Genomic DNA, 12,111 nt, shown 5'->3' with positions numbered 1-12,111 from the left:
TGGGAGCGGCTGTTCCTCCACCCCGTCACCGGTGTCCCGGTCGCGGTCGACACGTACAAGCCCAACCGGGCGATGCGGCGCTGGCTGCAACGCCGCGACGGCCGCTGCCGCTGGCCCGGCTGCACCAACCGCGTCTCCCGCGCCGACGCCGACCACACCATCGCTCACGCCGACGGCGGCCCCACGACGCTCTCGAACCTCGCGCACCTGTGCCGACGGCACCACCTCATGAAGCACGCCACCGCCTGGACCGTCCAGCAGCTCGACGACGGCGTGCTCGAATGGACCAGCCCCACCGGCAAGGTCTTCATCGACGCACCCGAACCCGCCGGCCCGGCATTCGTCGACCGGAACGTCGACCACTGGAGCCTCGCCAGCGACCAACCCTCGCGCTGCACCGCGAGCGATCCGCCATGGGCGCACCTCAAGGGCTGCACCTGCGACTTGACGCCTGCAGCGCCCTGACTCTGACGCGGAGCCACCGAGCATCCGAGCTCGGCTCGCGCGACTGCCTGTCCGCCCGCACGGGAAGGGACCCCGGGCATCCGCCCAGGGTCCCGACCGGTGATCGCTCAGGCGTTCGCGCGCTCGAGCTCGTACTCGTAGGCCTCCTCGCCGTGCACGATGAGGTCGACGCCGGCGAGCTCGTCCTCGTGCTTCACCCGGAAGCCGATCGTCTTCTCGATCGCGAAGCCGATGGCGAACGCCGCGACGAAGGCGTAGAGCATGACGCCAAGGGAGGCGATGAGCTGCACGACGAGCTGGCCGATGCCGCCGCCGACGAGCAGGCCCGTGTCGGTCGCGAAGAAGCCGAGGTAGACGGTGCCGAGCATGCCGCCGACGAGGTGGATGCCGACGACATCGAGCGAGTCGTCGAAGCCGAGCTTGAACTTCAGCTCGACCGCGAGGGCACACAAGGCGCCGGCGAGCGCGCCGAGCAGCAGCGCCCAGCCCGGCGTGAGGTTCGCGCACGCCGGCGTGATCGCGACGAGGCCGGCCACGGCGCCCGAGGCGGCGCCGACCGAGGTGGGCTTGCCGTCCTTGAGCTTCTCGACGAGCAGCCACGCGCAGATGGAGGCAGCGGTCGCCCCGATCGTGTTGAGCGTGATGAGGCCCGCGTTGCCGAGGCCGTTGAGCCACTCCGCGCCCACGTTGAACCCGAACCATCCGAACCACAGGATCGAGGCGCCGAGGATCACGAAGGGCACGTTGTGCGGCTTGTGCTCGCCCTTCCCGAAGCGGATGCGCTTGCCGAGCACGAACGTGAGGGCGAGCGCCGCGGCGCCGGCGTTGATGTGCACGGCGGTGCCGCCCGCGTAGTCGATGACGGCGGGCAGGCCGAGCAGCTCGCCGAGTGAGTACGCCCAGCCGCCGCCCCACACCCACGCCGCGATCGGGAAGTAGCCGAGCGTGGCGAAGGCGCCCGCGAAGAGCATCCACGCGCCGAACTTCGCGCGGTCGGCGATCGCGCCGGAGATGAGCGCGACGGTGATGATCGCGAAGGTCGAGCCGTAGGCGACGCCGACGAGGTCGGTGTTGGCGCTCTCGCCTGCCGCGAGCGCCGCGAGGCCGAAGTCGCTGAAGGGGTTGCCCGAGAAGGCGAGCGGCGAGTCGACCGCCGCCATGTTGAACCCGTAGAGGATCCAGAGGGTGCCGACGAGGCCGATGGCCCCGAACGACATCATCATCATGCTGATGACGCTCTTCGCACGCACGAGGCCGCCGTAGAAGAACGCGAGGCCGGGCGTCATGAACAGCACGAGGGCTGTCGCCACGACGCCGAAGGCGATGCTGCCTGCATCCATGGGGTGCTCCTTGAGGGTCTTGGAAGGGACGTGAGCCGAGCATCCTCCCGCCCTGTTTCGCCCGCCGACGCACGCGCGTTTCGGGTTCGTGAACGGATGCGCGGGGCTGTTACGGGCGCGTTTCGGGCGTCGAGCGTCCCGGCTGGATGCAAGGATCGGAGGCATGGCGCTCTCCTGGATCCGCAACCCGCAGGTGTCGGCGATGCTGCTGCTGGGAGCCGCGATCCTCGGGCTCGTGGTGGCGAACACGGCGCTCGGACCGGGCCTGCAGGACCTCAAGGGCGCCCACCTGCCGTTCACGATCCTCGGGCTCGACCTCTCCGCCGCCCACTGGGTCACCGACGGCCTGCTCGTCGTCTTCTTCTTCGTCGTCGCGGTCGAGCTCCGCTACGAGTTCACGCAAGGGGAGCTCAACTCGCCGTCGAAGGCCGCGGTGCCGACGATCGCGGCGCTCGGCGGCGTCGCGCTGCCCGCGGTCATCTACCTGACCGTCGCGGGCGCCGACGGCGCGCGCGGCTGGCCCATCCCGACTGCGACCGACATCGCGTTCGCCCTCGGGGTGCTCGCACTGTTCGGCAAGCGCCTGCCGCCGCGCGTGCGCGCGCTGCTGCTCGCCCTCGCGGTCATCGACGACCTCATCGGCATCCTCTTCATCGCCGTGTTCTTCACCGAGTCCGTCTCGCTGCCGCACCTCGGAGCCGCAGCGGTCGGCGTCGCGGTGTTCTGGCTGCTCGGCCGCGCCTACCGCTCCCGCCGCGGCAGCGTCGCCTTCAAGGCCCTGCTCGTCGTCGTCGCGCTCGTGACGTGGTGGCTCGTCGCGATGAGCGGCATCCACGCGACCATCGCGGGCGTCGCGCTCGGGCTCGTGCTCTCCCCCGCGCCCGCGGAGTCGGGCCGCGTGCAGCTCGAGCCGCTTTCGAACGGCATCGTGCTGCCGCTGTTCGCCTTCGTCTCCGCCTCGGTCGCGATCCCGCAGGTGCCGCTCGGCGAGCTCAGCCCCGTCTTCTGGGCGATCGTGATCGCGCTGCCGGTCGGCAAGCTCTTCGGCATCGGCATCGCCGGCCTCGTCGGCCAAGCGGCGCTGCGCGTGCCGAGGCAGACGCGCGTGCGGGTGCCCGAGCTCATCGGCGTCGGGCTGCTGGGCGGCATCGGCTTCACCGTCTCACTGCTCATGAACGAGCTCGCGCACCGCTCGACGCCGGAGCTCATCGTCGAGGGCACGCTCGGCGTGCTCGCCGGCTCGCTCATCTCGGCCGTCCTCGGCGGGGTCTACCTCGCCGTGCTCGACCGCCGCTACCCCTCGGTCGACACGGGCGAGCGCGCGGCGCTCGACGCCGACGAGCAGCGCCGCCGCACCGACGCGGAGTAGCGGGCCTCCCTCAGCCTTCAGCCGCGAGCGCGTGCAGGCGCGAGATCGCCCGCAGGTACTTCTTGCGGTAGCCGCCGCCGAGCATCTCCTCGCTGAAGACGCGGTCGAGGCTCACCCCGCTCGCGCGCAGCGCGACCTGGGCGTCGTAGAGGCGGTCGACGAGCGCGACGAGCCGCAGCGCGTCGTTCTGGTCGGTCAGCACCCGCACGCCGCGGAGGCCGAGCGCCTTCACGCCGTCGACGAGGCCGACGTAGCGCGAGGGGTGCACGTGCGAGAGGTGCGCGATGAGCGCGTCGAAGTCGTCGAGCGCCACCGTGCCGCCGATGCGCTCGAGCTCAGCCGGGATGGCGTCGTCATCGGTGACGGGCGCGTGCCCCGAGACGTCGCGGTGCCGGTAGTCGTCGCCGTCGATCCGCATGATCTGGAAGCGGTCGGCGATCGCCTGGATCTCGCGCAGGAAGTCGGCGGCCGCGAAGCGGCCCTCGCCGAGCGCGTTCGGCGGCGTGTTGCTCGTCGCGGCGAGCTTCGTGCCGTTCGCGACGAGCTCGCCGAGCAGGCGCGTCATCACCATCGTGTCGCCCGGGTCGTCGAGCTCGAACTCGTCGATGCACACGATCGTCGAGCCCTGCAGCGCGCGCACCGTCTCGGCGTAGCCGAGCGCCCCGACGAGCGCGGTGTACTCGATGAAGGTGCCGAAGCGATTCGGCCCGGGCATCGACTTCCACAGGGCCGCGAGCAAGTGGGTCTTGCCGACGCCGAAGCCGCCGTCGAGGTAGATGCCGGGCTTGACCTCGGGCGCGCGGCGCTTGAAGAGGCCGCGCTTGGGCGACGTCCAGACGGTCGCGAGCTCGCGCATCCGCTCGAGCGCCTCGGACTGCGACGGATGCGCGGGGTCGGGCCGGTAGGAGTCGAACGTCGCGCCGTCGAACTGCGGCGGCGGCACGAGGCTCGCGACGATCTGCTCCGCGTCGGCCTGCGGCCGGCGATCGACGAGCGAGATCGGTGCGGACATGCGCGCTCCTTCATCGGCGCCGAGCGCCGCGGGGAAGATGGAGTGGGAGGATGGCGTTCTCCCATCGCAGAAGCCTACCGAGGGCGCGATCCGCCCTCGACGCCACGCCAGCCCCGCAGGAGGAGCATCCATGCCCGAGTCCGAGCCCCGCTTCGCCGAGTACGCCGCGCCCGAGCGGCTCGTGTCGACCGAGTGGGTGGCCGCGCACCTCGACGATCCGGACGTCGTGATCGTCGAGTCCGACGAGGACGTGCTCCTCTACGAGGTCGGCCACATCCCCGGCGCCGTGAAGATCGACTGGCACACCGAGCTCAACGACCCCGTGCTGCGCGACTACGTCTCGCCGGAGGAGTTCGCTCGCCTGCTGGGCTCGAAGGGCATCGGCCGCGACACGACCGTCGTCCTCTACGGCGACAAGGCGAACTGGTGGGCGACGTACGCGCTGTGGGTCTTCGCGCTCTACGGCCACGACAACGCCCGCATCATGGACGGCGGTCGCGACAAGTGGATCGCCGAGGGTCGCGAGCTCACGCGCGAGCCGTCGAGGCGACCCGCGGTCGACTACCCCGTCACGCCGCGCGACGACGCGACGCTGCGCGCCTTCCGCGACGACGTGCTGCAGCACCTCGGCAAGCCGCTCGTCGACGTGCGCAGCCCCGAGGAGTACTCGGGCGAGCGCACGACCGCCCCCGCGTACCCCGAGGAGGGGGCGCTCCGCGCGGGCCACATCCCGACCGCGGCGAGCGTGCCGTGGGGCAAGGCGGTCAACGAGGACGGCACGTTCCGCTCGCGCGAGGAGCTCGAGGCGATCTACCTCGACGGCGCGGACCTCCGCGACGCCGACGACGTCATCGCCTACTGCCGCATCGGCGAGCGCTCGAGCCACACGTGGTTCGTGCTGCAGCACCTGCTCGGCCTGCCGCGGGTGCGCAACTACGACGGCTCCTGGACCGAGTGGGGTTCGCTCGTCGGCGTGCCGATCGCGATCGGCGCCGAGCCCGGGGAGGTGCCGTCGCGATGAGCCTCACGCCTGCGCTCCAGGACGCGGTGGATGCGTTCCAGTCGATGGCCGAGCAGGACCGGCTGCAGCTGCTGCTCGAGTACGCCGACGACCTGCCGCCGCTGCCCGAGCGCTACGCCGACCACCCCGACCTCGGCGAGCGGGTCGCGGAATGCCAGTCGCCCGTCTTCCTCTTCGTCGAGGTCGACGAGCGCGTGCACGTGCACGCCACCGCGCCCGAGGAGGCGCCGACGACGCGCGGCTTCGCGTCGATCCTCGCGCAGGGGCTCGAGGGCGCGAGCGTCGACGAGGTGCTCGCCGTCCCCGCCGACATGCCGCGGCTGCTCGGCCTCGACCGCGCCGTCTCGCCGCTGCGGCTGCGCGGCATGGCGGGCATGCTCGGCCGCATCCAGCGGCAGGTGCGCGAGCAGTCCGCCGGCTGAGCCTGCCGCGGCCTCAGGCCCCCGCGCGGGCGAGCGTCTCGTCGAGCCACTCGCCCACCTCGCGCTCGTAGCGGGCGCGGTCGAGGTTCCACAGCTTCGTGTGCCGCGCCCGCGTCCACTCGCGGTAGTCGACGAGGTCCGGCCGCGCCTCCGCGAGCGAGCGCGACGCGTCCGGCGGCACGAAGCCGTCGTCGGCCGAGTGCAGCAGCAGGATCGGCTGCGAGAGCGCGTCGGCGTGCAGCACGTTGTCGAGCTCGTCGAAGTCGAGGCTGCGGCTCCCGCTCAGCAGCGAGGCGGGCGACTCGAGCAGCCGCACGGCGCTCGTGGCGAGCCACGCGGGCAGCTTCAGGAGCCCCACCTGCAGCAGGAGCGTCGGCCGCCACCCGACGACCGGCGAGTCGAGCACGACCGCCGCGATGCGCCGTCGGTGGCGGGAGCGCCGGGCGACCTGCAGGGCGATCTGCCCGCCCATCGACCAGCCCTGCAGCACGATCCGCCGCGCACCGCGCGCGACGGCGAGCCCGATCGCGTCGTCGACGTCGCGCCACTCGTCGAGCCCGAGCCGCAGCTTGCCGTCGCGGCTCGGCGGCGCCTCGGAGTCGTTGCGGTACGACACCGCCATGACGGGGATGCCGCGCGAGAGGTAGATCGACGCCGCGCGGATCGTCTCGTGCCGGGTGACGCCCCGGCCGTGCACCTGGATGCACCACGTCTCGGCCGCCGGGTCGCCCATGACCCAGGCCGGGGCGCCGCCGAGCTCGGTCGGCACGCTCACGTGCTCCACCGCATCCGTCACCTGGTCCGGCTCGCTCAGCACGTAGCCCGACCAGCGCGCCGACGAGACGCCCTCGAGGAGCGCTCGCCCCGCGTCGTCGACGGAGCGCACGACGCTCGCGGCGTCCTCCTCGACGACCGCGCCGAGCACGACGATGCGGTCGCCGACCCGCAGCGCGTACGTGCCCGGCAGCCCGGTGTCGAGCGTGCGGGCGAGCCGCACGCCGCGCTCCTCGAGCCCGAGCACCGCGACGTCATCCGCTTGGTCGCGCGGGAGCGTCACGAGCATCGAGGCGAGCACGGCGGAGGCGCCCGTCACGGCGAGCGCGGCGCCCGCGACGACCGCGCCGCCCGCGGCGAGGGCCACGCGGCCCGCTCGCCGGTCTCGGGCGGCGGCGCGCCTCGCCTGGTCGGTCACCCTCGAATCGTAGTCTTGCCGGGTGGATACGAGCAGTGCAGCACCCGGTGCGGAGCCCGAGGCCTTCCGCGCCGCGATCGACCAGCTGCGGCGCGCGGAGCTGCGCAGCGAGCTGTCGGTGCGCGAGATCCCGGCCCCCGGCCGCATCGCGCCGCACTCCTTCGCCATCGCGGCCGATGTCGGCGTGCCCGTCCACGGCCGCGACTCCGACATCGGCACCGGCCGCTTCATCCTCATGCACGACCCCGAGGAGCCCGAGGCGTGGGGCGGCGACTTCCGCATCGTGAGCTTCACGCAGGCGTCGCAGGACCCCGAGATCGGCATCGACCCGTTCCTCGCCGAGGTCACCTGGACCTACCTGCTCGAGGCCCTCGAGCAGCGGCACGCCGAGTACCACTCCGAGTCGGGCACCGCGACGAAGATCCTCTCGAGCGGCTTCGGCGAGCTCGCTGCGCAGGGCGACGGCGCGCAGATCGAGCTGCGCGCCTCGTGGACGCCGACGGGTCGCGACTTCGGCGCGCACCTCACCGCCTGGACCGACCTGCTGTGCGCGATCGCCGGCCTCCCCGTGCAGCCCGGCGCCGCCGGCCTCGACGCCCACAGGCGATCGCGTGGCTGACGCGGCCGAGCCCGAGACCGAGGCGCCGCAGCTGCCGCACGCGGTGGCGCAGGGCCCGTTCGACGTCATCGTCGACGCGGATGCGCTGCGGCGCGCGGCAGATCGGCTCGCGGCGGGCACGGGGCCGGTCGCCGTCGACGCCGAGCGGGCGAACGGCTTCCGCTACAGCTCGCGCGCCTACCTCGTGCAGCTGCACCGGCGCGGGAGCGGCACCGTGCTCATCGACCCGATCGCGGTCGACGACCTCTCCCCCGTGCAGGAGGCGATCGGCGCCGAGGAGTGGATCATCCACGCCGCGAGCCAGGACCTCCCGTGCCTGCGCGAGATCGGGCTCGAGCCCGCGACCCTCTTCGACACCGAGCTCGGCGCCCGGCTCGCCGGCTTCGAGCGCGTCGGCCTCGCCGCCGTGACCGAGCGCCTCGTCGGCCTGCGGCTGCGCAAGGAGCACGGCGCGAGCGACTGGTCGACGCGGCCCATCCCGCAGTCGTGGCTCGAGTACGCCGCGCTCGACGTCGAGGTGCTCCCGGATGCGCGCGACGCGCTCGCGGCGGAGCTCGAGTCGCAGGGCAAGCGGGAGATCGCCGAGCAGGAGTTCGCCTACGCCCTCGAGCGGCGCCCCAAGCCGCCCGCGGCGGAGCCGTGGCGACGGCTCTCGGGCCTCCACACCATCCGCGACCGCCGCCAGCTCGCCGTCGCGCGCGAGCTGTGGCTCGCTCGCGACGCGCTCGCGCGCGAGACCGACACCGCGCCCGGCCGGCTCGTGCCCGACCGCTCGCTGCTCGTCGCCGCGACCGCCGGCATCGACGCGAAGCAGCGCCTCGCCGCGCGCAAGGACTTCACCGGCCGCGCGAGCCGGGCGGAGCTCGACCGCTGGTGGAGGGCGATCGAGGCGGGCCGCTCGAGTGACGACCTGCCGGCGCTGCGCGTCAAGAGCGACGAGCCGCCGCCTCCGCGCTTCTGGCGGCAGCGCCGGCCCGAGGCCGACGCCCGGCTCAAGGCAGCGCGCGCCGTGCTGCAGCAGGTGTCGGAGGAGCTCGACATCCCGGCGGAGAACGTGCTCATGCCCGACACGCTGCGGCGCATCGCGTGGGACCCCATCGAGCCGACCGTCGAGGCCATCGGCGCCGCCCTCCGGGAACGCGATGCGAGGCCGTGGCAGGTTGCGGCGACCGCACAGAGGATCGCGGCGGCCTTTGTAGAGGCCGACCAAGCGCCCGCCGAGGCGCCGGAGGGCGAGTCGTAGGAAGCGGCAACCGCCGCGCGGCCCGCGGCGCGGGCTTCCTACACTGATGCCGCAACCACCCAACCAGGAGGCACAGTGGCCAACGACGACGTCGTGTTCGTGGACGGCGTCCGCACCCCATTCGGGCGCGCGGGCGAGAAGGGCATGTACTGGCAGACGCGAGCGGATGACCTCGCGGTGAAGGCGCTCACGGGACTCCTCGAGCGCAACCCGAGCCTGCCGCTCGACCGGGTCGACGACGTGGCGATCGCCGCGACGACCCAGACCGGCGACCAGGGCCTCACGCTCGGCCGCACGGTCGGCATGCTCGCCGGCCTCCCCGTCACCGTGCCGGGCTACGCGCTCGACCGCATGTGCGCTGGTGCGATGACCGCCGTGACGACCGTCGCGGGCGGCATCGCCTTCGGCGCCTACGACGTCGCGATCGCCGGCGGCGTCGAGCACATGGGGCACCACCCGATGGGCCTCGACGCCGACCCGAACCCGCGCTTCGTCTCCGAGAAGCTCGTCTCGATGGACGCGCTCAACATGGGCAAGACCGCCGAGCGCATCCACGACCGGTACCCGCACCTGACGAAGGAGCGCTCGGACCGCTACGCGATGGCGTCGCAGCAGAAGTACGCCGCCGCGCTCGCGGCCGGCCACATCACGCCCGACCTCATCCCGGTCGCGACCCAGACCCCCGAGGGCTGGGGCCTCGCGACCGCCGACGAGGCGCCGCGCCCCGAGACGACCATGGAGGGCCTCGCGGGCCTGAAGACCCCGTTCCGGGACCACGGGCGCGTGACCGCCGGGAACGCATCCGGCCTCAACGACGGCGCGACGATGTCGATCGTGGCGTCGGCCTCCGCCGCGAAGGAGCTCGGCCTCTCGACGAAGATGCGGATGGTCTCGTTCGCGTTCGCGGGCGTCGACCCCGACATCATGGGCATCGGCCCGGTGCCCTCGACCGAGAAGGCGCTCCGCAAGGCAGGCCTCTCGATCGACGACATCGGCCTGTTCGAGCTCAACGAGGCGTTCGCCGTGCAGGTGCTCGCGTTCACCGACCACTTCGGCATCGCCGACGACGACCCGCGCGTGAACCCGTGGGGCGGCGCGATCGCCATCGGCCACCCGCTCGCCTCCTCGGGCGTGCGCCTCATGCTGCAGCTCGCGCGCCAGTTCGAGCAGCGCCCCGACGTGCGCTACGGCGTCACCGCGATGTGCGTGGGCCTCGGCCAGGGCGGCACCGTCATCTGGGAGAACCCGCACCACAAGCGCTACGGGAAGGCCAGCTGATGGCGATCCGCGACGAGTTCCCGCGCCTCGCGTCCGCGGCGTTCGACGAGGTCGTCACGCACAGCCACGTGCGCGACGTCCGCCTCGGCTCGGGCCGCACGCTCGCGCTCGTGACGCTCGACAACGGGCGCGACCACACGCGCCCGTCGACGCTCGGCCCCGAGACCCTCTTCGAGCTCGGCGACGTGCTCGAGGCGCAGCGCGCCCGCGGCGCGGCCGGCGAGATCGACGCGATCGCCGTGACGGGGAAGCCCTACTTCCTCGCCGCGGGCGTCGACCTCTCGAACGTCGCCGACATCCCCGACCGGGCGACCGCGGCCGAGCTGCCGCGCCTCGGCCACCGGGTGCTCGGGCTCCTGCACGAGGCCCCGGTGCCGACGTTCGTGTTCATCAACGGGCTCGCGCTCGGCGGCGGGCTCGAGATCGGCCTCAACGCCGACTACCGCACGATCAACGCGGCGGCCCCCGCGGTCGCGCTCCCGGAGGTCTTCCTCGGCCTCATCCCCGGCTGGGGCGGCGCGACGATTCTGCCGAACCTCATCGGCATCGAGAGCGCCCTCAAGGTCGTCATCGAGAACCCGCTCAAGCAGAACCGGATGCTGAAGCCCGCGGAGGCGTTCGAGCTCGGCATCGCCGACGCGATGTTCGGCCCGGCGACGTTCCTCGAGTCGTCCCTGCGATGGGCCGACGAGGTGCTCGGCGGCAAGAAGGTCGAGCGGCGCCACGTCCCCGGCACGATCGAGCGCACCGTCAAGTGGCCCGTCGCGATCCGCATCGCGCGCGAGTCGCTGCAGAAGCGCATCGGCACCGTGCCGGCCGCGCCGTACCGCGCGCTCGAGCTGCTCGAGCTCGCGCGCAAGAACGACCGCAAGGCGGGCTTCGCGGCTGAGGACGCGGCGATCACCGACCTCGCCTCGGGCGACCAGTTCGTCGCGTCGATCTACGCGTTCAACCTCGTGCAGAAGCGCGCGAAGCGCCCCGCGGGCGCGCCCGACAAGGAGCTCGCGAAGAGGGTGTCGAAGGTCGGCATCATCGGCGCCGGCCTCATGGCGAGCCAGTTCGCGCTCCTCTTCGTGCGCCGCCTGCAGGTGCCCGTCGTCATCACCGATCTCGACCAGTCGCGCGTCGACAAGGCGCTCGAGGGGATCCGGGGCGAGATCGACAAGCTCGCCGACAAGGGCCGCATCTCGAGCGACGAGCAGCAGCGCCTCCGCGCGCTCGTGAGCGGCACGGTCGACAAGGCCGACTTCGCGGACTGCGACTGGGTCATCGAGGCCGTCTTCGAGGAGCTCGCCGTCAAGCAGCAGGTCTTCGCCGAGGTCGAGCCGCACCTGTCGGAGACGGCCGTCATCGCGACGAACACCTCGAGCCTCTCGGTCGAGCAGATCGGTGCGAAGCTCGCGCACCCCGAGCGCCTCGTGGGCTTCCACTTCTTCAACCCCGTCGCCGTCATGCCGCTCATCGAGGTCGTGAAGACCCCGCAGACGGACGACGCGACGCTCGCGACCGCGATGCGGGTCGCGAAGGACCTGAAGAAGAACGCCGTCATCACGCGCGACACCCCCGGGTTCGTCGTCAACCGCGTGCTCGCGAAGCTGCTCGGCGAGGCGATGCACGCGGTCGAGCAGGGCACGCCGTTCGAGTCGGTCGTCGAGGCGCAGCAGGCGTTCGGCTTCCCCATGGACCCGTTCGTGCTGCTCGACCTCGTCGGCCTCAAGGTCGGCGCCCACGTGCTCGACACGCATCACGGCGCCTTCCCCGACCGCTTCTTCGAGTCGAAGGCGCTCCACGAGCTCGCCGAGCAGGGCGTCCTGCTCGAGAAGGACTCGAAGGGCGAGGTCAAGGGCATCGACAAGCGCGCGCGGAAGATCGTCGCGAAGCACACGCCGAAGGGCGCCGTGCCGCTCTCGGTCGAGGAGCTGCGCCTGCGGATCGAGGACGGCCTCGCCGACGAGATCAAGCGCATGCTCGACGATCGCGTCGTCGAGGCGGCCGAGGACATCGACCTCTGCATGATCCTCGGCGCGGGCTGGCCGTTCCAGATGGGCGGCATCACGCCCTACCTCGACCGCGTCGGCGCTTCCGAGCGCGTCTTCGGCGGCACGTTCCACGAGCCGAGGATCGAGGGCGTCAAGGCCTGAGCGGCACCG

11 protein-coding genes are annotated in these 12,111 nt (G+C 72.6%); 8 read left to right on the top strand and 3 right to left on the bottom strand.

What is annotated here, in order from left to right:
- The coding region (locus tag H508_RS13555; protein ID WP_169514142.1) for an HNH endonuclease at positions 1-465 on the top strand (465 nt) is incomplete at its 5' end.
- A gap of 107 nt (positions 466-572) precedes the next feature.
- On the opposite strand, the gene H508_RS0100165 is transcribed toward H508_RS13555, so the two are convergent.
- Positions 573-1,805, bottom strand: a complete 1,233-nt coding sequence (locus tag H508_RS0100165; protein ID WP_026372572.1) for an ammonium transporter — start codon at positions 1,803-1,805, stop codon at positions 573-575.
- 163 nt (positions 1,806-1,968) lie between these two features.
- Between H508_RS0100165 and H508_RS0100160 the strand changes: the two genes are divergently transcribed.
- Positions 1,969-3,174, top strand: a complete 1,206-nt coding sequence (locus H508_RS0100160; RefSeq protein WP_026372571.1) for a Na+/H+ antiporter NhaA — start codon at positions 1,969-1,971, stop codon at positions 3,172-3,174.
- A 10-nt stretch (positions 3,175-3,184) separates the two neighbouring features.
- Here the strand turns inward: H508_RS0100160 and zapE are convergent, their stop codons facing one another.
- A complete protein-coding gene (gene zapE / locus H508_RS0100155; protein ID WP_026372570.1) occupies positions 3,185-4,186 on the bottom strand; it encodes a cell division protein ZapE in 1,002 nt (333 codons plus the stop codon).
- A gap of 130 nt (positions 4,187-4,316) precedes the next feature.
- Here zapE and H508_RS0100150 point away from each other — a divergent pair, with 130 nt between their 5' ends.
- Both H508_RS0100150 and H508_RS0100145 read left to right on the top strand, forming a co-directional pair.
- Positions 4,317-5,207 carry a sulfurtransferase gene (locus H508_RS0100150; protein ID WP_026372569.1) on the top strand — a complete coding sequence of 297 codons (891 nt, stop codon included), beginning with the start codon at positions 4,317-4,319 and terminating at the stop codon, positions 5,205-5,207.
- Positions 5,204-5,629, top strand: coding sequence for a SufE family protein (locus H508_RS0100145; protein ID WP_026372568.1), 426 nt, complete (start codon positions 5,204-5,206; stop codon positions 5,627-5,629). The genes H508_RS0100150 and H508_RS0100145 overlap by 4 nt, the downstream gene beginning before the upstream one ends.
- A 13-nt stretch (positions 5,630-5,642) precedes the next feature.
- Here H508_RS0100145 and H508_RS13550 read toward each other — a convergent pair whose 3' ends face one another.
- Positions 5,643-6,821: an alpha/beta hydrolase family protein gene (locus H508_RS13550; RefSeq protein ID WP_051222390.1), complete on the bottom strand. Its 1,179-nt coding sequence runs from the start codon at positions 6,819-6,821 to the stop codon at positions 5,643-5,645.
- Between the two features lie 22 nt (positions 6,822-6,843).
- Between H508_RS13550 and H508_RS0100135 the strand changes: the two genes are divergently transcribed.
- The 4 genes from H508_RS0100135 (at position 6,844) to H508_RS0100120 (ending at position 12,102) form a co-directional block, all read left to right on the top strand.
- Entirely contained in the window at positions 6,844-7,440 is a 597-nt protein-coding gene (locus tag H508_RS0100135; protein WP_026372567.1) for a DUF3000 domain-containing protein, read from the top strand.
- Positions 7,441-7,483: 43 nt separating this feature from the next.
- Positions 7,484-8,683 (top strand): HRDC domain-containing protein, encoded by a 1,200-nt coding sequence (locus H508_RS0100130; RefSeq protein ID WP_084154857.1) that lies wholly within the window; start codon positions 7,484-7,486, stop codon positions 8,681-8,683.
- A gap of 93 nt (positions 8,684-8,776) precedes the next feature.
- Positions 8,777-9,961, top strand: a complete 1,185-nt coding sequence (locus H508_RS0100125) for a thiolase family protein (protein WP_026372565.1) — start codon at positions 8,777-8,779, stop codon at positions 9,959-9,961.
- Positions 9,961-12,102, top strand: coding sequence for a 3-hydroxyacyl-CoA dehydrogenase NAD-binding domain-containing protein (locus H508_RS0100120; protein WP_035253519.1), 2,142 nt, complete (start codon positions 9,961-9,963; stop codon positions 12,100-12,102). Before H508_RS0100125 ends, H508_RS0100120 begins: the two co-directional genes overlap by 1 nt.
- The last annotated feature ends 9 nt before the right edge of the window (positions 12,103-12,111 follow it).

This window comes from Agrococcus lahaulensis DSM 17612 (assembly GCF_000425105.1).
Taxonomy (GTDB): domain Bacteria; phylum Actinomycetota; class Actinomycetes; order Actinomycetales; family Microbacteriaceae; genus Agrococcus; species Agrococcus lahaulensis.
This window is presented reverse-complemented; position numbering and strand designations above follow the sequence as displayed.